Raw genomic sequence first — 22,326 nt, 5'->3', positions numbered from 1 at the left:
GGTTTTTTCTTTATTGAGCCTTAACCATGAATCAGAACGCTGAATATTCCGCGGTCAATGATGCGGTGCGCGGGCAGTTTTTCCGCCGTGTCTGGCAAATGACCACGCCGTACTGGCGCAGTGAGGAGAAGGGCAAGGCCTGGACGCTGTTAATCGCTGTTATCGTGCTGTCGCTGTTCAGCGTGGCGATTTCGGTATGGATCAACAGTTGGTACAAGGATTTCTATAACGCTTTGCAGGAGAAGGACAGCGTCGCGTTCTGGCGGTTGATCCTGTATTTCTGCGGCATCGCCGCCGTGGCGATCCTGGGCGCGGTGTATCGCTTGTACCTCACGCAGATGCTTACCATCCGCTGGCGGGCCTGGCTCACGGAGAAACACTTCGCCCGCTGGCTCAATGACAAGAATTACTACCGGCTGGAGCAGGGCGGCTACACCGACAACCCGGACCAGCGGATCTCCGAAGACCTCAACAGTTTTACCAGCAACACCCTGGGACTGGGGCTGGGACTGTTGCGCACCGTGGTCAGCCTGGTGTCGTTCTCGATCATTTTGTGGGGCGTGTCGGGCAGCATCCAGGTGTTTGGCTACACCATCCCTGGCTACATGTTCTGGTGTGCGCTGGTGTATGCGGCGGTGGGCAGTTGGCTGACGCACCTGATCGGTCGGCGCTTGATCGGCCTGAACAACAACCAGCAACGCTTTGAAGCCGACCTGCGTTTTTCCATGGTGCGGGTGCGCGAGAACGCCGAGAGCATTGCCTTGTACAACGGCGAACCCAACGAGAACCGGCGGCTCAGTGGCCGCTTCGGGCTGGTCTGGCACAACTTCTGGGACATCATGCGGGTGTCCAAGCGCCTGACCTTCTTCACCTCCGGCTACGGCCAGATCGCGATCATTTTCCCGTTCATCGTCGCCGCGCCGCGCTACTTCGCCGGCAAGATCCAGTTGGGCGAACTCATGCAGATCAACTCGGCGTTCGGCAACGTGCAGGAGAACTTCAGTTGGTTCATCAGCGCGTACACCGACCTCGCCGCGTGGCGCGCCACGTGTGATCGTCTGCTGAGCTTCCGCCAGGCCATGAGCGACAACGAAGACCGCGTGCCGGCCATCGACGTGCAGAACCAAGGCGACGCATTGGAGGTGCAGGATCTGGGGTTGGACCTGGGCGATGGCCGTCATCTGCTCAGCAATGCCCATATGACTGTCGAGCCGGGCGAGCGGGTGATGCTCAGCGGGCGTTCGGGCAGCGGTAAATCCACCCTGTTCCGGGCAATGGGGCATTTATGGCCCGAAGGGCACGGCGCAATCCGGCTGCCCGCGGCGCGTTATCTGTTCCTGCCGCAAAAACCCTATCTACCCATTGGCACGTTGCGCGAGGCGCTGAGTTATCCACAGCCGGGCGACACATACCCGCCAGAGCGTTATGCCCAAGTGCTGGAAACCTGTCGCCTGCCGCATCTGGTGGCGCGACTGGACGAAGCCAACCACTGGCAACGCATGCTCTCGCCCGGCGAGCAGCAACGCCTGGCGTTCGCCCGCGCATTGCTCTATGCACCACAATGGTTGTATATGGACGAAGCCACGTCGGCGATGGACGAAGAAGATGAAGCGACGCTGTACCAGGCGCTGATTGACCAGTTGCCGGGGCTGAGCATTGTCAGCGTTGGCCATCGCAGCAGCTTGAAACGGTTCCATCCACGACATGTGCGTATCGAAAATGGCCAACTGGTGGAGCGCACCGTAACCGCCTGAGCACTGCAAAACCTGTGGGAGCGGGCTTGCTCGCGAAGGCGCCGGCACATCCAGCATCACCACAAGCAGACCCACCGCTATCGCGAGCAGGCGCGCTCCCACAAGGGATTGCGGGGGGCATACAACATCCGAACTCGACACCAAACCCTGTGGCAGTTACTCAAGCATTGGCATGAGTCAACCCGGTCAAGGTGTCGGCGATGGCTTTCGTGCGTTGCGCGGTGCCTTCGGTGGTACGGCTCGAGTCTTCCAAGGCATCGAGCATCTCGCGCAGGGCGCTCACGGCGACGGACTGGTCTTCGATCTGTTGGGCGACGCCTTGGATCTCCGTCGAGAGCAGATCAATGTCCACGCCAATTTCCGCGGCATTTTTGCGAGTGATCTCCGCTAGCTTGCGGACCTCATCAGCCACCACCGCAAACCCTCTGCCCATTTCACCGGCGCGCGCTGCTTCGATGGCCGCATTGAGGGCCAACAGGTTGGTCTGTCCGGCGATTTGCTGGATGACCTGTACGATCGACTGGATACGCAAGCTGGAACTGGCGAGCGCACGGGCGCCGACAACTGCTTCACTTGCTTGGGTGGCAAGCTGTTCGACGGTCGTACCGGCCTGCTCGGCGACGCTGTTTTGCCGGTCGATCGTACCCGCCAGGTCATCCATCGACAGGTGAAGCTCACCCGAGTAGTGCTTGATTTGCGTTGCCATCTGCGCTTGCTGCTGGCTGGCCTGGGCCAATACCTGGCCCAGATCGGTCAGGCCGTCGAACACCGGCAAGATGGTGTTGTCCAGACCGCGAGTGTCCAAGGCGCTGCTGAAGTCATTCATTTTGAACGCCATGATCTGCTTGACCACGACATGGTTCAGGCCCGCCAGCTTTTTGATCTGCCGGCGCAGGAAAAAAGCTTTGAACTCGCCATAGTGGGCGATGAAGTTGTCGACGTACTCATCGACAAAACTGGCGCCCTTGGTGACTCTGAAGAAGAAAATCGCCGTAAGTGTCTGGTTAAGATTCAGGCCGAGGATTTCACCAAACGTCGAGAAGCCAGCCAGAGGCACATCCCCGAAAATACCGGCCATGCTGCCCAGGTCGCTGCTGTTGTTGAGCCGGCGCAGGATGCAGTCGTTGAGAATGGCGGCCACCGGACGGCCGCCTTTGCCCTTGAGGAATTTCTCGTAGTCGAGTCGGGTCGCCTCGCGCAGGGGCGTGCGCTTGACCATCACCAGCTCTTCGCCGGGTGCCACGTCGCAGAACAGCTGGATGATTTGCTGCTGATAATCGATGCGGGCAATGGAGCGTACGAACAGCTCATCCCCCACGCGGATGGCGAATGAATAATCGGCCAGCTTCTTTTCCAGCGCCTGGGCACTGCACTCGAATGCGTCGCACAGCGCCTGGACCATGCTCTTGATATTGCCGCGGCTGTCGATGACCTGGTCGATGGTGCGGTCTTCGACCGACGCGGTCAGCACGTTGAACGTCAGCCCGGCAGGTTGGAAGTTCTGGCTCTTGAACACCCCGAAGCGCACATCCGCTGCAGTTTTCAGGAAGACAATCTGCGCGTGGTTCTGATAACTGCGTTGGCCGTTACTGATCAGGGTCTTTTTGAAATCCGTCTTGCCACCGGCTGAGCCGCCGACGAACAGACAGGGGAAGCGCCCAGACTCATAGAGCGCTTCCATAAAGAACGACTCGGAAGCCGAAAGTCCATCGAACACCACGTAGGCCAAGGTATCGCGATGATCAATGGGCGTGTTCACTTGCGCCTGCTTGATGTTATTCACCAATCTGGCGATTCGCTCACGCATGGTCAAGCGCTTGCCGCCACCGCGGATGTCCTCGCACTCCAGCGGCACCATGACCACCTCGGCCGACATAATCACACTGGCGTCAAACAATTGCAGCACCACCCGGTCCCAGGTTTCGCCGGTCTGGCAGTACAGCGTGTTCGCACCGTTGCACAGCTCGCCCGACGTCGTGCACAGACTGATGGCGCTGTTGGCGAAGCGCTTCTTGACCTTGGCGGCGACCTGGTCGATGTCCAGGTGCGGGGAGACGAACCCGGTGATCAACACCGGGGTGACACGCACGCCGGCCAACGCCTGGTCGAGTTCGGCAAAGGTGCAGACCACGCTGACCGTACCTTGAGTATGGGCGCGGGCCTTGTTGAAGAGATTCAGTAGGTTCATGGCTGGACTCGGTTGAGTGCGACGTGACGCGTACGAGGTATGCGTGCAGAGTCCTTCCGCTGTATTGGTCACGGTTGGCTGTGCTGGGGAGGATTTACTACGCAGGAGGGTGTGGCGGCGTTCAGGTAGTACAGGAAAGCAGTCTAAGACCCTCTGCGTAGAACCCAGCTACAACGTAGCTATTTCCGGCCTGAGTCCACAGGGGCTTTTGGGTTGGGTTTTCTACGCCTGTTGGCCAGCGACTTTTGTATATGTCCGGGAGATCCGGTGCATGGCCTGGTGGGTGACGGGGGTTGGCTCGCGTAATCTCGAAGGTGTTGATCATCTCAACGGAAATAGGTCACTCCGACCACCTGTTTTGGATGTGCGAGTCGCCGCTGATCCCTGGCCGGAATCGCGGCGAATCGTTGAGCCTTTCCGCTACTTGTAATGTTGTTCAAACACCGCCAGTTGCTCAGGCCTGATCAACTGAAAGGGCACCCAGACGTCTTGTTCTACCGCTTCTCCCTTGATCATTTTGAGTGCTGCTTGTACCGCGCTGGTTGCCTGGGCCTTGGGGTCCTGGAATACCGAGGCGACCAGCATCCCGCGCTTGATGGCCGCCAGGCCGTCAGGCAAGCCGTCGATGCCGACAATCGCGATCTCGCCCTGGGCTTTGCCGGCCTGCTGCAACGCCATGGCCGCACCGATGGCCATTTCGTCGTTGTTGGCGACGATGGCATCAAAACTCGTGCCGGCCAGCAGCCAGTTGCTGGTCAGGTCCATGCCTTTGCTGCGCTGCCACTCGGCACTTTGCTGCTCGACAATCTTGATCCCGGGATAATCCTTGAGCACCTGCTTGACGCCTTCGGTGCGGTCGCGGGTAGCGTTTTGCGCCAGGTCCCCCATGATGATCGCGAGGTTGCCCTTGCCGCCGAGCTTTTCGGCCAGATAGCGCATCTGTAGTTGTCCGGCCTCAATGTCATTGGACGCCACGGTGACGACGCCTTTGGGCAGGGTACGTTCGTCCGGGTGACGGTTGACGTAGACCAGCGGTGTCTTCGCTTCGACCGCCGCGCGCGTGATGTTGGCGGTGGCGGAGGTGTCCACCGGCAGGACAATGACCGCATCCACTTTCTGGTTGATAAAACCCTGTACCTGGTTGAGTTGGCGCACTACATCGCCTTGAGCATCCTCGAATTGAATCTGCACGTTTTCCTTTTTCGCGGCCTCATCCAGGCCGTTACGCACGTAGGTCATGAAGTTGTCGTCGACCCTGGCGATGCTGACGCCGATGCGATAGTCGGCGACGGCCCATTGGCTCAAGAGCAATAGCAGTGTGGCGAAAAGCAGTGTGCAACGACGCATGATGGTTTTCCTTTTGTTGTTATGAGTTGAACGTCATCAAGAAATGAAAATTTGCCGCTGGTTCTAATGAATCCAGTGCCGGCCTCATCCATCAAGCGTGAAGGCCTGCCTGAAACGCTCAAGCGCGACTTCGCTGTCACCGCTGGCCCAGCCTTCGAGGCCGACGACACCGCTGTATCCCATACCGAACAGGGCCCTGGCGATGGCGGGGTAATGGATCTCACCGGTGCCGGGCTCCATGCGGCCCGGAACGTCGGCGACCTGAATTTCGCCGATGGCGCTGCCGGCGCGCTGGATCAGTTCGATCAGGTTTCCTTCGCCGATCTGTGCGTGATAGAGGTCCAGGTTCATCTTCAGGTGCGGGCTGCCCACGGCCTCGATCAGTGCCAGGGTATCGTCAGCGCGGGCGAACGGCGTGCCCGGGTGGTCGACTTCAGTGTTGAGGTTTTCCAGCAGGAATACCCGGCCCGCGTCTTCGCCCAGGCGCGCTATTTTTTCCAACGTCTTGCAGGCGCTCAACCACATGCGGCCGGTGGTATGGGCAACGGGTTTGACCGGCAAGCCCTGATCACCCAGGCCGGTGCCGTGCAGGTTCAGGCTCGGGCAACCCAATTGGGTTGCGACGGTTAAAGACTCCTGGGCGCTGTCGAGCAGTTGCCGGATATCCTCGGGGTCGGTCAGATTGCCCGAGATGTAGCCGGTCATGGAGGTGAAATCCGCGCCGGTCGCGACAAGGGCCTGGATGTCTTTGCTCGTCCAGTTCCATATCTCGACGCTGAAGCCCAGCGCGTGGATGCGTTTGACCCGCTCGGCAAAGGGCAGGTCGAGAAAGACCATCTCGGCGCTGATCGCCAGTTTGAACGGTATGAAACTCATGAATGAGCTCCTTGTACGCGCACCGGTTTGCCCAGTTGGAAGGACTCGATACAAGCGCGAGCAATGGCCAGTGCCGCCCGGGCGTCTTCACCGCTGGCCAGAGGTTTTTCGCCGCTGCGTACGCAACTGACAAAGTGGTTGAGCTCAGCCACATAGGCATCACGCAGCAAGTCGGTGTCCATGCGCTGGGTGTCGGCCTGGACCCCATTGGCCAGGTATCGCAGCAGGTCGGAGTCGTTGACGTTGCCCATGGTCAGCATGCCCGCGCTGCCGAACACTTCGCCCCGGACATCGTAGCCATACACGGCTTGGAAATTGGCCTCGGCCGTGGCGATGGCGCCGTTGTCGAAGCGGATCGTGACGACTGCTGTGTCGAGAAATCCTTTGTCCTTGTAGGCCGGTGCGATCAGGGCATCGGCCATCACAAAAACTTCAACGGCCTCGGCGCCCGGATTCAGGTAGCGCAGGGTGTCGAAGTCATGAATCAGGGTTTCGAGGAAAATCACCCATTGCGGCGAAGCCGCTGGATTATTCAGCGCCGGGTCGCGGGTCAGCGAGCGCAGCAGTTGTGGCGTACCGATCCGACCGGCAACCACGTCCAGATGAGCGGTGCGGAAACTTCTGGCAAAGCGGCGATTGAAGCCCACTTGCAGCGTCACCCGTGCATCGGCAGCGGCAGCGATGGCGCGGTCCGCTTCGTCCAGGGTGATCGCCATCGGTTTTTCACAGAACACACCTTTGCCGGCCCGGGCCGCATTGATCACCAGTTCGGCATGGCTGCGTGCCGGGGCGGCAATCAGCACCGCGTCGATGTCCGGGTCATCCAGCAATTGCTGTGGGTCGGTGTAGACCTTCTGCACGTCCAGTTCTGCCGCCAGTCGCGCGGCCTGGCCGGGCGTAGGGTCGGCGATGGCGGCGAGGCACGCGCCGGGGATGTGCCGGGCGGCGGTCAGGCCGTGAAAACTGCCCATGCGGCCAGCGCCGATGAGGCCAAGGCGGAGGGTCTTGGATGTGCTCATGAACATGACTCCCTTTATTGTTTTTACGACTTGGCGCTAAGAATGTCCTCGTCTGTTCAAGCAGGGAGCAAGTGCTGTGCCAATAATTAAGCCATTGATATTAGATGGTTTTTACTCATTTTGTTTTAAGGTGATGTTCATTTAAGTGACATGTCTATACTGACATGTCGAGAATATGAACATGTGGCCGAAGAATGAACCAGCAACCTGTAGCATTGAGCGCCGAAGATAGCGATTACCTCACCGCGCTTGGCCCCGCGTCGTTGAACGAAGGGCCAGGCACTGCGCTGGAGGAGGGCTGGCGAGCGTGCTTGGAGGGAGCTATCGAACGGCCTGCCGGGATCAGGCGGGTGATTTGGGCGTCCTGGTTGCGCAGCGTCAATGCCGGTCTTGATCCGCAAGACGGTGAGTACCGTTTTGTCGCTCCCGACGACCTCGCCGCGACACTGGCAGCCAACCGGGTGCTGATCGCCGCTGCGGCGCAAGTCATGCGCGGTTTGCTCGCCTACAACCCCAAGGGCCATATCAATCTGACCGACACCCAAGGTACGACTTTGTATTTTTGTGGCCTGGACCTCACCCCCATAGGCAGTCGACTGCTGGAATCGGTACAGGGCACCAATTGCACCGGGCTGGCGATCACCGAAGACCGTTTGGTGTATGTGCTGGCCGAGGAGAACTTCGGGCTTGGCCTGCGCCAGCGCCGCATGCATTGCGCCGCTGCGCCAATCAGGGATACCCAGGGGCGGACGCTGGGCATGTTGACCTTGACGGCAGAACCGGGCTGGTTTCATTTCCATACGTTGGGCACCGTCCAGGCTGCGGCCGAGGCGGTCTCGAGGCAGATGGCGCTGCAAGCCTTGCTGGAAGAACAACAAACAGTTCTCGAGGTGCTCAACGAAGGCTTGGTGGTCTTGGATGAGCAGGGCTGCATCAAGGCGCTCAACCATTACGCCCGGCAGTTGTTCCGCGTGGGCCGTGACCTGCTCGGCAGTCCGTTCAAGAGCCTGGGGCAGAGCGAATTGAGCGATGCAGTTTTGCTTGGGGGCGGGGAAGGAGTACGGGATCTGGATTGCACCTTTGAACTACACGACCGCAGCCATCTGGCCTGCCTGGTGTCGGTCTGCCCGCTGGAGCAAGGCGGGCGGATCGTTTCGTTGCGCGAAAACCGCCGCATCCGGGAAATCACCCGGCGGATCATTGGCACCCAGGCCAGCTACACCTTCGAGACCATCCTGGGCCGTTCACAGGCGATTGAGGATGCACTGCACCTGGCGCGGATTGCCAGTCGCAGTGATTCGACCACGCTGATCCTCGGTGAGAGCGGCACGGGCAAGGAACTGTTCGCCCAGGCGATCCATAATGCCAGCGACCGTTGTGGCGGTCCTTTTGTGGCGGTCAATTGCGGGGCCATTCCGCGTGACTTGGTGCAGAGCGAACTGTTCGGTCATGTCGAAGGCGCTTTCACCGGATCGGCGCGCGGTGGCTCGGCAGGCAAGTTCGAATTGGCCGATGGCGGGACGATCTTCCTCGACGAAATCGGTGACATGTCCTTTGACGCCCAGGTCAGCTTGCTGCGCGTCCTGCAGGAAGGCGAGGTCACGCGGGTGGGGGCAAAAAAATCGCTGCGGGTCAACGTACGTATCATCGCCGCCACTCACCGCAACCTGAGCCAGGCGGTGGCTGAGGGGGCCTTTCGTGAGGACCTTTATTACCGGCTCAACGTCCTGAACCTGACAGTGCCGCCGCTGCGGATGCGCCGCGACGATGTGCCGTTACTGGCACGGCACTTTCTCGCGCGTTGTGCCCGGTCGCTCCGCAAGTCGACGCGGGACCTTTCAGCCGGGGCGCTGGATATGCTTGGCGCCTACGATTGGCCGGGTAATGTTCGCGAGCTGGAAAATGTCATTGAGCGGGCGACCAACCTGGCGATGAGCGAACTGATCCAGCCAGGTGATCTTGCGCTGGAGATCAGGCAGCGAGGGCGACCATCGACGTGGGGAAGCGCCCCTGAGCCGCGGACGGCTCCGGACCTTGGCACCCATGAAATGAATGCAATCATCGCCGCCCTCACAGACACGCGCGGAAACATCCGCCTGGCTGCTCAACGGCTGAATGTGTCGCGTGGTGGGTTGTACAACAAGATGAGTCGGTATGGACTCAAGGTTGATGCGTTTCGTGCTTAGCCGGTGGCGCAACGCTGACGGTGAAACGGACGACCAATCGCCGCCCGATGCTGGTTTTATGCATCCTTATGCTGGCGAGACGAGAAACGCCCGGCCAAAAAGAGCCGGGCTTCTCTGTCACTTGCGATAGAGCACCATCCCACCGTGGTAGAGGACGCCGTCGCGAAACGTTCCATCGGCAGTGAAGCCCGTGTCGTCCCAGTAGCGGATGTAATCGCCTTCCACCTCGTAACGCCCCTGATAAGCACTTTCGCGATTTCCGCGAGCCTCGTCGTAGCGCCCATTTGGCAGCAACTCATGGCGAATATTCCCATCAGCGGTGATCCACATGCCGGTGTAGGGGTGACTGGCGGTAGTAGGTTGAATACGTTGCATGTTCCATTCTCCTTCTGCGGTTAGATCAGCCGAGACGACAACGGCGCTCAAAGCGGTACCGATCAACAATCGGCTGATGCTTTTCATGTTCTGCCCTCACATTTGAACAGCGAGTTCGGATGGCCCTGTCCGGGCCGTCCGGTGTCATCTGTTTCGTGAGTCCAGAGTAGGGAGTGGATCCGCTTGGCCGTTATGTCAAAAATGTCGCGGGTTTGCCTGATCCTGTATGGCGTAACCGACACCGAACCGGCTTATCGATCCAGACCAAAGTCAACAGACGCCGGCCGAGGGCATCCTTGCCCGGGGCGTGCAGCGACAACGCCGCATTAGCCCGCGGTGACGGTCATGCCGCCATCGGCCATAACCACCGAGCCGACCATGAAGCTCGCACGGTCCGAGGCGAGGAAGGCGACGATTTCGGCAATTTCCTCTGGCTGCGCAGCGCGGCCGATGGGGGCCGCTTCGCCGTGCTTGGCTAGAAAGCCAGGGCCGTCGTCGACCACGTCATTGAGGATGTTGGTCACCACATCGCCGACGCCGATGGCATTGACGCGGATGCCATGCCCGATCACTTCGAGCGCCAGCGTGCGGGTCAACTGGGCCAGCGCGCCCTTGGACGCGGTGTAGGCAGCGATGGTTGGAAAGGCGAAGTAGGATGCGTAGGAGGCGATGTTGACGATTGCCCCGGATCCGTTGGGCATCATCGCCTTTACCGCTTCGCGGCAATGCATGAAGGCCGCAGTGGCGTTGACTGCCTGAATGCGCTCCCAGTCTTCGCGGGTCATGTCGATGACAAGCTTGTTGATGATGATCCCGGCGTTGTTAACCAGGATGTCCAGCCGGCCGAATTGCTCGACGGCCAGGCCGACCGCGCGTTCGGCGGCGCCGTCTTCGCTGATGTCCGCCACCAACGGCACCAGCCCGGGACGGGCGAGCGCTTCGACGGCGGGGTTCAGGTCTTCCGCAACGACCTTGGCGCCACGCGCGTGCAGCAACAGTGCGATGGCTTTGCCGATGCCACTGGCCGCGCCGGTGACCAGCGCGACTTTGCCTGCGACTTCGTGGGCAATGTTGTAGGTGATATCAGTCATGATGCTCTCCTGCGTTGCGAGCCGAGGAGACATTCGCCGGCTCCGCGCCCGTAAGGCGCTGTCGTTATCGACGGCTTCACTGTCTCTCAACGTGCCTGTTCGGGCTTTCGCAGGTTTGCCTGGACTGTTGGGGTTTTGCTCCAGCATACGGGGGGCGGCGCATCGTATGGGGCTGGCCGAAGCTGCCACGACCTGTCCCGCGACCTTGCTCATGGTCGCCGTGGCGTTATCCTATTGACACCAGCCCTCGTCAGAGAGCGTTGTCGACGGAGCATCCTGTGCGCCAACCCGATCCGCAAACCCTCGCAGCCAGCGATGCTCAACGCATTACGGGCGAATCAATGCTGCACTATTTGCCGGGAACGCCGCAGACATTGCCGCCGCGTCCGCAGATGCAGGACGTGGTGATGTTGCGATTCAGCCATCAGAGCATCGTCGAGCCTATCCTGGTGCCCGCCGTGGTCGAGCCTCTTCTGGTGTGGGTGCTGGCGGGCGCGGCGCGGGTTGAGGAGCGCGCCCTGGGTGGGCAATGGGTAGCGTCCGAGGTCAAGACCGGCGACTTTTTTCTCACCAACACTGGCGAGCCCTACGAGATGCGCTGGCAGACGCACGGCTGCGACGCTTTCGAGGTGATGCATCTGTATCTTGGCCTGCCGTTGATTGATCAAGCTGCGCGCGAGGTACTGGGTGAGCATGCCGACCCGGTCACCTTCCTCGATGTTTCCGGTGCCCGGGATGAACGAATCAGTTTCCTGTTGGAGCAACTGCGCCAGGAGTTCATCGACGAGCGCCAGCCGAGCCCTTTGTTTGCCCACAGCCTGGCTCAGGCGCTGGCCGTGCATTTGGTGCGGCGCTACCTTGACCCAAACCGCAGTGCCCGGCGCAGCAACGCATTGCAGGCCTACAAATTGCGCCGTGTCATCGAGGCAATGACCGAGGGGCTTGCCGCCGATTTCAGCCTCGCCAATCTTGCGCGGGTTGCGCAACTGAGCGAGTACCACTTCAGCCGCATGTTCAAGCGCGCCACCGGGCTGTCACCCTCGCAGTATTTCATCCGCCTGCGCATGAGCCGCGCCCGGCATCTGCTGTTGGAGACGGACCGAAGTATCATCGATGTCGGATTGGAGGTCGGCTACTCGAGCCCCAGCCATTTTTCCCAGGTGTTTCGCCGCGAAGTGGGTGTCACGCCCAGCGCCTATCGCCGGGCGTGACGGCTGTTTGAGCGTTTCTGCGGTTTGCCATGTTCGTTCGGATCGCGCACACGACCGGTCGAAAAAAATAATTGCGTCAGGCTGTCGATTTCCACCATTGCCATTCGATTAGTCCGTAGAGCTACCACAAGGGCGGCTCAAGCCATCCACTCTCAGGAGATAAGCGCATGCGATTTATGGTGATCGTCAAAGCCAGTCCGGAATCGGAAGCCGGACAGATGCCCAGCGAAGAATTGCTGGCTGCCATGGGCGCCTACAATGAAGAACTGCTCAAGGCCGGGGTGATGCTTGCCGGCGAGGGCCTGCACCCGAGCGCCAGGGGCGTGCGCGTGCAGTTTTCCGGCAAGAACCGGACCGTCGTCGCAGGGCCGTTTGCGCAAACCAAGGAATTGATTGCCGGCTTCTGGATTTTCCAGGTCCAGTCACTGCAGGAAGCCATCGACTGGGTCAAGCGCTGCCCGAACCCGATGGTCAGCGACAGTGAAATCGAGATCCGCCAGATCTTCGAAGCCGAGGATTTTGGCGAAACCCTGACCCCCGAGTTGCGCGAGCAGGAAGAGCGCTTGCGGGCGCAGTTGTCCAATCAATCGTGATGCCGACTACAGGAGATCCGAGCATGAGAATCATCCCTTACCTGACCTTCAACGGCCGCTGCAAGGAAGCCTTTGCGTTGTACAAGGACGTACTGGGTGGCGAGCTGTTTTCCATGTCGTTTGCCGAGGCGCCCGAGGATGTCGGCATGCCCAAGGACGCTGATCTGATCATGCACGCCTGCCTGACGGTCGGCGGTTTCAGTCTGATGGCTTCCGACTGCCCGCCAGGCCAGCCGTTTCATAAGCCGCAAGGCGTATCGGTTTCCCTCAACGTCGATAGCGTGGAGGAGGCCGAGCGGCTGTTCAATGGCTTGAGTGCGGGGGGCAACGTGCAGATGCCCTTGGCGAAGACCTTTTGGGCGGAACGCTTTGCCATGTTCGAAGACCGTTTCGGGATCGCCTGGATGGTCAATTGTGAGGGAGGGAAATAAGCCGAATGGGTCTTGATCGTCGGCGCAGTAGGAGCAGGGTAGAAGGAGAATATCCGGATCAACCTATTTCTCGGCGCTTATCAGGTATGGGGTCAACACAGCTGGGTCGATGAACCCGGCTGCAGACTCTGGTCAGCCGGGCTGAAGCGGGCGTCCTTGCGGCGCGCCTGCGTGTATTTGACGGCATGCGTATCAGGTCAGAGGCGCTCTATGATGAGGACTACGCCTTGGCCTACACCCACGCACATGCTGCAAAGCCCGTAGCGACCTTGCCGGTGGTCCAGTTGATTCAGCGCGGTCTTGTTGTCACTCCTTCGCGCTATTGGCATCAAGTTTTATCAGGACCGCATCACCACGTTCCTGACCTTTGCCAGAAGCGTCGACGAAGCGGTCCAGAGCGGCATTCAGTTCGGTCAATCCCATCTGGCGGGCGATGAAGATCGGCCCACCCCGCCAGCGGGGAAATCCGTAACCGTGGACTAAGGCGATATCAATATCCTCCGGGCGCTGACAGACGCCTTCTCCGAGCAGCAGCAAGGCTTCGTTGATCAACGCCAGCACGGCGCGTTGCTGTATTTCTTCACGACTGAATGGTTTTGGCTCGATGCCTTTTTCAAGACGGTAATGGGCGATGATCTCGGCGACGGCGGCGTCGGTTCGCGGTTGGTTGTCATCGCTATACAGGTAGTAGCCCTTGGCAGTCTTGCGCCCCAGGCGACCGGCTTCGCAGATGAGGTCCGCAATACCAACGTAGCGACGCTGGTGACGCGTATCGGCGGTCTGCTGGCGCATCCTCCAGGCGATATCCAGCCCCGACATGTCGGCTACCTTGAACGGTCCCATGGCGAAGCCGTAACTCTCGAGGGCAGCGTCGATCTGTTCGGGGCTTGCGCCTTCTTCGAGCATGAACTCGCACTGGCGACGATAGGCGGCGTATAGCCGGTTACCGACAAAGCCCCAGGAGTTGTTGACGACGATTGCCTTTTTCTTCAGGCGGTCGGCAAACTTCAGCGCTGTACAAAGCGTTTCATCGCGGGTCGAGCTGCCGCGCACGACTTCCAGTAGCGACATGCGATGCGCAGGACTGAAGAAGTGCAGACCCAGCACGCGCTCCGGGTGGGAGATGCCCACAGCGATCTTGTCGATATCGAGATAGGAAGTGTTGGTCGCCAGCAGAGTATCTTCGCGCACCAGTGCGGCCAGCTTGTTGATCAGCGACTGTTTCGCCCCCAGCTCTTCGATGATGGCTTCGATCACCAGGTCGGCATTTGAAACGACTTGAATATCCTGAGTTGCCCTAAGGCGGGTAAGGGTGGCATCGCGGTTGTGGGCACTCAAACGCTGCCGGTCAACTTCTCGTTCCAGTTCGCTCTTGATGCGGCTTACACCGGCTTCGAGAGCGTCCGGGTTCAGGTCAATCAGGTCGACGGTGTATCCGGCATTCAACGCGCAAAGTGCGATGCCGCTGCCCATGGTGCCGGCACCCATGACTGCTATTCGCTCGAGCGTGCGTCCGGCCACTTGCTGCTCTGGAGTATATGGCTCGGTACGCTCTGCAAAGAACAGATAGCGCAGGGCCTTGGCCGATTCGCTGCCGCGTAGGGCAAGAAAGTGTGAGCGCTCCCTGACGATGGCATCTGCGAAGCTCAGCTCATCGGCTGCCAGGACCACCTCTGCCGCAACGGCTGCCGCAGGGAGGCCACGACAACTGGCTATCAGCTTGTGGGCCAGCGCTTTCAGTGCTGCCTTTTCCTCCCGGGGGACAGCGCGCGAGCTCAATGGCCTTTTGCCCCCTTTATAGCCGCATGCAAAGGACAGAACTTCAGCGTGCTGAGCTTGAGCATCGGTTTCCCTCAACAGATGATCTACCAGACCAAGCTCCAAGGCCTTGGCTGCGTTGACCGGTTTTCCGGTTACGATCATGTTGAGCGCTGTTGAAACACCGACCGCTCGAGGTAAGCGTTGCGTGCCACCGGCACCAGGGATGATACCCACCGTTACTTCCGGTAGGCCCACGGTGGCATTTGCCGTGGCCAGCCTTACATCACAGGCCAGGGCCAGCTCCAAACCACCGCCGAGCGCGTATCCCTTGACGACTGCAATCACCGGCAGAGGGCAGGCTTCCAGGGCCGATGTAACCTGGGGCAAGGTGGGTTCCGTGGGTTCGTCTTCAAGCTCGCGCAAATCGGCGCCGGCCATCAGATTGCGCCCGGCGCCGGTCAGAACGACCGCCCGCGTCTGCTCGACATCGATGTCCGCCAACGCGGACAGGATTCCTCTTCTTACTGCTTCAATGCTGCTGTTGACGGGAGGGTTATCGATGGTTATGACCGCGATGTCACCTTCATAGGCAAGGTGAACCCGGCTGCCATTTTTTGCTTCAGCCATAGCGCCTTTCTCCGGTGACTGCGTGGGCGCTTGCCTGATTCAGGACCAGTACGGCATCGGCCGCCACAACACCCTGGCCTTCGGGCAGGATGAAGAGTGGGTTGATTTCGGATGTCACCAGACGCTCGCCTAGTGCGGCGACCAGGGCTGAGAAGTTAACGATCGCCTGGGCAAGTGCTTCGATATCCCGACGCACGGAGCCGCGATAGCCATTGAGTAACGGCCAGGTGGTCAGTTTCTCCATCATCGCCCTCGCTTGCTCAAGCGTCAGCCCCCCATGGTCCGGCAACATGCACAGAGTGGTGTCCTTGAACAGTTCGGCTGTGACACCGCCGGCACCTAGCAGGATCGCCGTACCAAGGGCATCGCGGTTGGCACCGAGAATGAGTTCGTGGCCGCCCGCTACCATGGCTTCGATCAGGAACCGATCTGGGCGATAACCGACGTGACTGCCCACATCCGTGATCATCTGGTCGAAGCGCGCGCCGATGGTGTCGGCAGTCTGATGCAGGGCTACACCACCAATATCGCTCTTGTGCAGCAGGTTGGCGTCCAACACCTTGAGGACTACCGGTTGACCCAGTTCGCGAGCGGCATGGACGGCTTGTTCACGGCTGGTGACCACACGGCTTTCCGGCACGCTGATACCCACTTGGCTAAACAAGGCCTTGGCGGCCGCTTCATCGATAGAGCCCTCGGCCAGCGCGGTCATGTCGGGAAGCTGGGCAGTGGGTGCCGCATGTGTGGAGGGTAGAGGTTGAGCCCTGAAGTACAAGGCTTCGAGCACGGCACTGCAGCTTTCCGGGGAGCAGAATCCCGGAATCCCGGCGCTGTTGAGGCGCTTGAGCGTATCCGGTGCATAGGGGCTGACATACGCAAGCACTGGTTTATTGTTGGTGTCCAGGCAATCTTGGATGGCGCAGACGACCAGATCGGGCATGGCCAGACCTGATGATCCGATGATCACCACGAGCGCATCGTAGCTGTCGCTTTTCAACAGCGTGCGGATCGCTTGGCGCAGCAGGTCAGGTTGAAGTCCGGCCAGCGTCACGTCGATCGGGTTGCGGTCCAGAGCGGTGGGGGTATCACCCTGCAGTGCACGCAGCTTCTCGGCGGTGTCGGCATCCGGTTTGGGGGTGTCGAAATGGTTCATCCCCAGGCTGTCAGCGATCAGCGTTCCTGCGCCTCCGGTGGAGGTCAGAATGGCTACACGGCGACCAGCCAACGGGCGACCGGTCACCAGCACCGCCGGAATGTCGAGGAATTCGTCAAAGGTGTTGGCACGAATCACGCCCAGTTCCCGGAAGAACGCATCGTAGACTCGGTCCTCACCGGCCAGTGCGCCGGTATGTGAGCTGGCGGCGGTGGCACCGGCTTCGGAACGACCAATCTTGAACACTACCAGCGGTTTACCCGCTTCCCGGGCACGCAGCGCGACTTCTCGGAAGCGCTGAGGGTTGCGGATGCTCTCCAGATAGAGCGCGATTACCTTGGTATTCTCATCATCGACCAAGTAGTCAATGAAGTCGCTGACCTCAAGATCCACCTCGTTGCTGGTGGAGATGAGCGAAGAGAGGCCGATGCCGCGGCCTGCTGCGCGGGAGAGCAGGGCACCGAGAATCCCACCACTCTGGGAGACCACCGCCACATGACCTGCCGGCAGGTCGGTGATCTCAAGGGCGCCGCTGGCCGAGAGTGGGATGCGTGCGGACAGGTTGACCAGGCCGATGGTATTCGGACCCAGAAGGCGCATCGAGCCTGCGGCTGCTTTGAGCTCCTGCTGCAGATCATGTCCGTCTTCACCCGCCTCGGCAAAACCGCTGGCCAGGATGACGGCAGCTTTGCAGCCAAGCTTGGCTAGAGAGCGGACGGCCTCAATGCTGCGTTTTGCGCTGAGCAGCACTAGACCCACATCAGGGGCTTGCGGTAACGACTCGATATTGGGGTAGCAGGGTAAGCCCTGGATTTCGGTAGCTTTGGGATTGACCGGGTAAATATCGCCCCCAAAGCCGTGTTTCAGAAGGTAGGAAACCGGGCGTCCAGAGGTTTTATGGGTATCTGCCGAGGCGCCAATGACGGCGATGCTTTTCGGGTTAAGCAGTGCATGAAGTTGTTGTTTCATTTGCCCGCCTCCTTGGCGGCATTGAGGAAGGCCTGCACCGAAGCGCGGTGCTCCCTGGACGTATAACAAATACCTTGGGCTTTGCTGCCTTCGGCGAACACCTGGTGTTCGGACATCTCGTAGCTGTGGTTGATGATGGACTTGGTCAGTGCAATCGCAGTGCGCGAACCGCTGCTCATTTCATCGGCTATGGCGATAGCGGTACTCAGCAGGTTGTCTGCCTCACACATCCGGTCTGCGATACCCAGTTGGAGCGCTTCCTCGGCTTCAACACGACGGCCGCTAAAGATCAGAGCCTTGGCACGTGCAAGACCGACTCGCCGCGGTAGAAAGTACAGGCCGCCGCCATCAGGGATGAGGCCACGAGCGATATAAGCCCAGGTGAAGGTCGCTGGACGCGCGGCGACGACAAAATCGCAAGACAGTGCGAGGTCTGCGCCCAGACCTGCGGCAGCTCCATTGACGGCAGCGATAGTCGGGATGGGTAGGTTGAGCAGCAGGCTGGCGGCATAGTGAACGCCTTGCTGGCGCTCCCAGCCGTTGAACCCAACGACCGCTGGATCCGCTTCCATGCGTGCTTGCATTCCGGAGATATCTCCTCCAGCACAAAAGCCTTTACCGGCGCCTGTAATGATCAGAGCGCGAACTTTACGGTCGCCACGCAAGCCCTCCAACAGCTCTACCAACTCAGCGCGCATGGCATCACTCATTGCATTACGTTTTTCTGGCCGGTTCAGGGTCAGGATGGCAACCCCGTTCTCTTGGTGGTAGGTGATGAGATTGTTCTGACTCATTGTTTGGTCTCTTGTAATTTAATTAAACCGATTCGAGTTATGCCTGGCGGAATGGCAGGCTGACTGTGTGAGTGCCAACTTATCTGACGCTTGGGACAGTCAGTCCTTCAGTCATCCTATTGAGCATTCTTGAGTTAACGAGTCAGGTGTTCAAATGACTAAACATGCCGACTGGTCTAACAAAACGTTGGGATGTCGTTCGGGTTTTCCAGCAACGAGTGGACTGAGAGCGCCAAACTAAGGACGCCGATCTGTCAGGTGCACGGTTTTTGGGCGACTGAGCATCGGCCCCATTGAGGTTCTGTTGGCCGATGCCAAACAACCGGCTGCTCTAGACCAAATAAATTCTCAGTTCAGGGCTGCTGTGCGTTCAGTCATAGTGGGGGCGCGGTAAAAAAGCCGGGTTGAGTTCTGCTGGTTGTTAAATCTACAGCTGGCGCTGGGCGAACGTTTGCCTGGCGACATCAGGAAGTCGGCAGCCCATAAATATAAAAACAATCGCGCCACTGGCAGGCGTGGAAAATCCGAGACTTTTGTCGCGGTGAGAGGTTATGCAAATGAACACATCGAGTGCATCGACGACTCCGGATAGGCCGAAGGAATCGGTAAGAGATCAGTGCAGTACGGGTCGTGTAGTCAAAGCGCCCTGTGGCGTATTGGATGTTTTTGCAGGTGTTGCCCTTTTGTGCGTGTTTGGGGGGTATTGCTGGGATGCCCTGACGCTGCCTGGGCCGGTAAACCCGAATGGAATAGGCGTGGGTGAATTTCCTCTGATCATCGCCGTTTCAGCTCTTCTTGCTGTGGCTCTGATGCTCTGTCTCGGCGTGATCAAATGTTTTCGCGGGAGCAATCAAGAACAGGTCGCGATTTTTCGACCTGTGTCGGTGGTGCTCGCCGTTTTGGTGCTGCTCAGTATCGGTACCTACTTGGATAGCCTGGGGCCAATTATTGGCGTCGCAGGACTTTCTTCTCTCATCATGCTGGTGGTGGGTGAACGTCGACCCGTCCAGATCCTTGCTGTTTCATTGGGCTTGAGTTTTGGGTTGTATGCGATCTTCGTTCTGGCTCTTGGTGTCAGCTTTTCTTGAGGTATCACCATGTTTGATAATCTATTGATCGGGTTTTTGGCTTTTGCCGACCCGCTGGTGCTGGTCGGTTTAATTGTGGGGGCACTACTGGGTTATATGATTGGTGCGCTCCCGGGGCTGGGTCCGAGTCTCGGTGTTGCTTTGTTGATTCCATTTACGTATAGCCTTGATCCTCTTGTATCCATCGTAACCCTGGTTTCTCTCTACGCTGCTGCTGAATACGGTGGAGCTATTTCTGCGATACTGATCAACTCGCCGGGGACTGCGGCTGCAGTCGCCACCTCTTGGGATGGCTTTCCGCTAACCCAACAAGGCAAGGCTGGGGTTGCGCTGACGATATCAATAGTTTCATCGGGTATTGGCATATTCATCAGTGCGGTGCTGTTGTTCCTGACAGCCGTTCCACTCTCGGAATTCGCGCTGAACTTTGGGCCTACAGCCTATTTTGCGTTGGCCCTGGTGGGGTTGAGCCTTGTATCTACCCTGTCGAATGGTGCGCCTGTCAAAGGCGCTATTGCGATGGCCATTGGTCTGGCGCTTGCGACGGTTGGTCTTGATTCGCAGACGGGAACTCCCCGTTTCAGCCCAAACCCTGAGTTTTTCGAAGGCTTTCCACTGGTGCCGGTGTTGTTAGGTCTTTTTGCACTTTCAGAAGTTATCTTTATGGTAGAGGCAGGGCCTTCTGCCAAGACCAAGAGTCATCCGGTGAACAGCATCCTTGCAGTGCCTTTGAAAACGTTTGGGAAGCTGAAGTTTAACTTGCTGAGAAGCTCTATTATTGGTTATGTCATCGGCGTTGTGCCAGGCGCTGGAGCCTCTATTGCGTCATTCGTTTCGTACGCCGTAGCCAAGAAAGTATCAAAAACGCCCAATGAGTTCGGTAAAGGTAGTCTAGAAGGGATCGCCGCAGCGGAGTCTGCTAATAATTCCGCGGTATCGGGTGCGCTTGCGCCGCTCTTTGCGCTGGGAATTCCGGGCTCTCCGACAACCGCCATCATGATCGGTGCCCTGATGATTCACGGTATTCAGCCGGGTCCTTTGCTGTTCACGACTAATCCAGAGATTCCCTACACCGTTATAGCGGCGCTTTGGGTGAGTGTGCCGGTGATGATTTTCATCGGCTTGGCAGGGGCGAGGTATTGGGCGAAAGTGGCTGATATCCCTCGTCCGGCAATTGCGGCTGCGGTCTCGGTGATCTGCCTGATGGGAGCCTACGCTTCCGAAAACTCAATGTTCCCTGTTTACGTCACACTGGCCTTCGGTATCGTCGGCTATGTCCTGCGCAAGCTTGATATTCCGCTGGCTCCTATCATTCTAGCTCTGGTACTTGGGGAGATGCTCGAAACCAATTTCCGTCGAGCGCTGGTTATTTCCAATGGTGAGTATGATGTTTTCTATAGTAGCCCGCTGACCCTGGTCTTGCTGGCGGTTGCAGTGCTTTCTTTTGCGACGCCTGCCGTACGGTTCCTGCGTGATAAGTTCAGTCGCGGACGCCTTGTGTAATGGATGTTAAGTAAAAATAACAGCGTTGTCAGGTGATCGTGAAGTTTAAACTTTGATGGAAGTTTGGACAGAGTGAGGCTTTACGGCCCGATACCTCAAACCGATCAGGGTTTGCTGTGTCGGGCTGTTTTGCGCGTGAAGGCTGCTTTCGATTTCTACCGATGACGGGTGGCGGTTGCTGTATACATCACGATTATTTTTCTGGGGAGCTTTTGTACATGTTTTATTCTGGGTCGATGGGTGATGACGCGGGCTAAAGTTGAGGGTGTTGTGATGGGGGTTAATATTTTTGGTGTTTCCCGGTTGCTGTTGCTGTATGTTCTCTGCTTTGGTGTGGGGCGGGTGTTTCTTGAGGTTGGGATGCCTCTGCCGTTCATGATTGGCCCACTGATGCTAACGGCGTTTCTTTATATTAGCGGTTTGATGAAAACGGCTGTTCCGGCTAAAACCCGGCCCTGTGGCCAAATGATAATTGCTTCTACCGTGGGGTTGGCATTTACCAGTGAAGCGTTGGCCGTTATTTTTGAGATGGGGCTCGCTATTATTGGATTGGCTGTCCTTACAGGTCTGAGTGCTCTGCTTGTTTCACTATTGCTTAAACGCTTTACACGCCTTGATTATTCAACAGCATTGCTGTGCACGATTCCCACCAGTCCGGTAGAGGCTGCTGTGATCGCGGAAAGGTTCGGGTTGAATAAGGCAGTGGTGGTACTGTCGCAAACCATTAGAATAGCGAGCGTTGTGGTAATAGTCCCGATCGCTTTGTATGTGATGGATGGTTGGCCAGGAAATGCTGAGCGAAGTAGTGGAGGGGTGGGTCAGTTTGATCCGGGTGGCGTTCTGTTGTTAGCCATTTCTGCTTTGACCGGTGCTATGCTGTTTCGACTTCTCAGGTTACCAAACCCTTATTTTTTCGGCGCTTTACTGGTTTCTGCCGCCGTATCCAGTAGTGGTCTTCATGTCGCTCCTTACCCGTCGTTGATCATGGCTGCAGCTCAAGTTGTTCTTGGTACTTGGTTGGGCTCCGTGTTTACCAAAGATCTATTTCTGGAAGTCAGGCTGACACTCTCCATTGTCATTTCCATGCTGTTTTTCCTGTTATTGACAAGCTTGATGGCAGTTGCGTTTGCTGTTCTGTCGGGCTTTCCATGGGAGGTCATGTTGCTCAGTGCTGCGCCTGGAGGGGTTACTGAAATGGCATTGACTGCGCAGTTCCTTGGCTACAATGTTGCTGTAATTGTTTCATTTCAGATTGTGCGGATCTGCATATTCATGCCGGGCGTTCATTGGTTCATCGCAGTGGCTCGAAGGTTTGAGTTAGGGCGTTCGTCCTGACGAGTGGCGAAAACGCTGGAGAGAG

Annotated in this window: 17 protein-coding genes and 1 pseudogene; 8 read left to right on the top strand and 10 right to left on the bottom strand. The window is 58.5% G+C overall.

The genetic code is table 11. From position 1 onward, the window contains the following. Positions 1 to 26: 26 nt before the first annotated feature. Entirely contained in the window at positions 27 to 1,754 is a 1,728-nt protein-coding gene (locus HU811_RS05050; RefSeq protein WP_186654429.1) for an ABC transporter ATP-binding protein/permease, read from the top strand. 160 nt (positions 1,755 to 1,914) lie between these two features. Here the strand turns inward: HU811_RS05050 and HU811_RS27730 are convergent, their stop codons facing one another. From HU811_RS27730 to HU811_RS05030, 5 genes and pseudogenes are all read right to left on the bottom strand, one after another. Further along, positions 1,915 to 2,415 (bottom strand): methyl-accepting chemotaxis protein, encoded by a 501-nt coding sequence (locus HU811_RS27730; RefSeq protein ID WP_371264115.1) that lies wholly within the window; start codon positions 2,413 to 2,415, stop codon positions 1,915 to 1,917. Positions 2,416 to 2,787: 372 nt separating this feature from the next. Beyond that, a pseudogene (locus tag HU811_RS27725) lies at positions 2,788 to 3,942 on the bottom strand (FIST signal transduction protein); the annotation flags it as partial. Between the two features lie 420 nt (positions 3,943 to 4,362). Next, the gene (locus tag HU811_RS05040) at positions 4,363 to 5,289 is read right to left on the bottom strand and encodes a sugar ABC transporter substrate-binding protein (protein ID WP_186654424.1); all 927 of its coding nucleotides are present in this window, start codon (positions 5,287 to 5,289) and stop codon (positions 4,363 to 4,365) included. 84 nt (positions 5,290 to 5,373) lie between these two features. Beyond that, on the bottom strand, positions 5,374 to 6,165 hold the full coding sequence (locus HU811_RS05035) for a TIM barrel protein (protein ID WP_186654422.1): 792 nt from the start codon (positions 6,163 to 6,165) through the stop codon (positions 5,374 to 5,376). Then, positions 6,162 to 7,184: a Gfo/Idh/MocA family oxidoreductase gene (locus tag HU811_RS05030; protein WP_186654420.1), complete on the bottom strand. Its 1,023-nt coding sequence runs from the start codon at positions 7,182 to 7,184 to the stop codon at positions 6,162 to 6,164. Before HU811_RS05030 ends, HU811_RS05035 begins: the two co-directional genes overlap by 4 nt. Before the next feature lie 194 nt (positions 7,185 to 7,378). Between HU811_RS05030 and HU811_RS05025 the strand changes: the two genes are divergently transcribed. Beyond that, the gene (locus HU811_RS05025; RefSeq protein WP_186654417.1) at positions 7,379 to 9,370 is read left to right on the top strand and encodes a sigma-54 interaction domain-containing protein; all 1,992 of its coding nucleotides are present in this window, start codon (positions 7,379 to 7,381) and stop codon (positions 9,368 to 9,370) included. A 117-nt stretch (positions 9,371 to 9,487) separates the two neighbouring features. On the opposite strand, the gene HU811_RS05020 is transcribed toward HU811_RS05025, so the two are convergent. Both HU811_RS05020 and HU811_RS05015 read right to left on the bottom strand, forming a co-directional pair. Beyond that, positions 9,488 to 9,745 (bottom strand): Atu4866 domain-containing protein, encoded by a 258-nt coding sequence (locus tag HU811_RS05020; protein WP_202883609.1) that lies wholly within the window; start codon positions 9,743 to 9,745, stop codon positions 9,488 to 9,490. Positions 9,746 to 10,071: 326 nt separating this feature from the next. After that, positions 10,072 to 10,836, bottom strand: coding sequence for an SDR family NAD(P)-dependent oxidoreductase (locus HU811_RS05015; RefSeq protein WP_186654413.1), 765 nt, complete (start codon positions 10,834 to 10,836; stop codon positions 10,072 to 10,074). A gap of 341 nt (positions 10,837 to 11,177) precedes the next feature. Between HU811_RS05015 and HU811_RS05010 the strand changes: the two genes are divergently transcribed. The 3 genes from HU811_RS05010 to HU811_RS05000 all read left to right on the top strand — a co-directional run bounded on the left by HU811_RS05010 (position 11,178) and on the right by HU811_RS05000 (position 13,071). Beyond that, positions 11,178 to 12,047, top strand: a complete 870-nt coding sequence (locus HU811_RS05010; protein WP_186654439.1) for a helix-turn-helix domain-containing protein — start codon at positions 11,178 to 11,180, stop codon at positions 12,045 to 12,047. A 167-nt stretch (positions 12,048 to 12,214) separates the two neighbouring features. After that, positions 12,215 to 12,640: a YciI family protein gene (locus HU811_RS05005; protein ID WP_186654410.1), complete on the top strand. Its 426-nt coding sequence runs from the start codon at positions 12,215 to 12,217 to the stop codon at positions 12,638 to 12,640. 23 nt (positions 12,641 to 12,663) lie between these two features. Next, a complete protein-coding gene (locus HU811_RS05000; RefSeq protein WP_186654408.1) occupies positions 12,664 to 13,071 on the top strand; it encodes a VOC family protein in 408 nt (135 codons plus the stop codon). A 306-nt stretch (positions 13,072 to 13,377) separates the two neighbouring features. Here the strand turns inward: HU811_RS05000 and HU811_RS04990 are convergent, their stop codons facing one another. The 3 genes from HU811_RS04990 to HU811_RS04980 are packed head-to-tail and all read right to left on the bottom strand — an operon-like array spanning position 13,378 to position 18,375. Beyond that, complete coding sequence (locus HU811_RS04990; RefSeq protein ID WP_186654407.1) at positions 13,378 to 15,459, bottom strand: 3-hydroxyacyl-CoA dehydrogenase NAD-binding domain-containing protein; 2,082 nt, start codon at positions 15,457 to 15,459, stop codon at positions 13,378 to 13,380. Beyond that, positions 15,452 to 17,581, bottom strand: a complete 2,130-nt coding sequence (locus HU811_RS04985) for an acetate--CoA ligase family protein (protein WP_186654405.1) — start codon at positions 17,579 to 17,581, stop codon at positions 15,452 to 15,454. The genes HU811_RS04990 and HU811_RS04985 overlap by 8 nt, the downstream gene beginning before the upstream one ends. Beyond that, on the bottom strand, positions 17,578 to 18,375 hold the full coding sequence (locus HU811_RS04980; protein WP_186654404.1) for an enoyl-CoA hydratase/isomerase family protein: 798 nt from the start codon (positions 18,373 to 18,375) through the stop codon (positions 17,578 to 17,580). The genes HU811_RS04985 and HU811_RS04980 overlap by 4 nt, the downstream gene beginning before the upstream one ends. 557 nt (positions 18,376 to 18,932) lie before the next feature. On the opposite strand from HU811_RS04980, the gene HU811_RS04975 reads away from it, so the two are divergent. From HU811_RS04975 to HU811_RS04965, 3 genes are all read left to right on the top strand, one after another. Continuing rightward, the gene (locus HU811_RS04975) at positions 18,933 to 19,463 is read left to right on the top strand and encodes a tripartite tricarboxylate transporter TctB family protein (protein ID WP_177193318.1); all 531 of its coding nucleotides are present in this window, start codon (positions 18,933 to 18,935) and stop codon (positions 19,461 to 19,463) included. A 9-nt stretch (positions 19,464 to 19,472) separates the two neighbouring features. Continuing rightward, positions 19,473 to 20,966, top strand: a complete 1,494-nt coding sequence (locus tag HU811_RS04970) for a tripartite tricarboxylate transporter permease (RefSeq protein ID WP_092454767.1) — start codon at positions 19,473 to 19,475, stop codon at positions 20,964 to 20,966. 168 nt (positions 20,967 to 21,134) lie between these two features. Further along, the gene (locus HU811_RS04965) at positions 21,135 to 22,301 is read left to right on the top strand and encodes an AbrB family transcriptional regulator (protein ID WP_367616230.1); all 1,167 of its coding nucleotides are present in this window, start codon (positions 21,135 to 21,137) and stop codon (positions 22,299 to 22,301) included. The last annotated feature ends 25 nt before the right edge of the window (positions 22,302 to 22,326 follow it).

It is taken from the genome of Pseudomonas tehranensis, from assembly GCF_014268615.1.
GTDB classification, from domain to species: Bacteria; Pseudomonadota; Gammaproteobacteria; order Pseudomonadales; family Pseudomonadaceae; genus Aquipseudomonas; species Aquipseudomonas tehranensis.
Note: the sequence above shows the minus strand (reverse complement) of the source record. Positions and strands in the feature narration are given on the sequence as shown.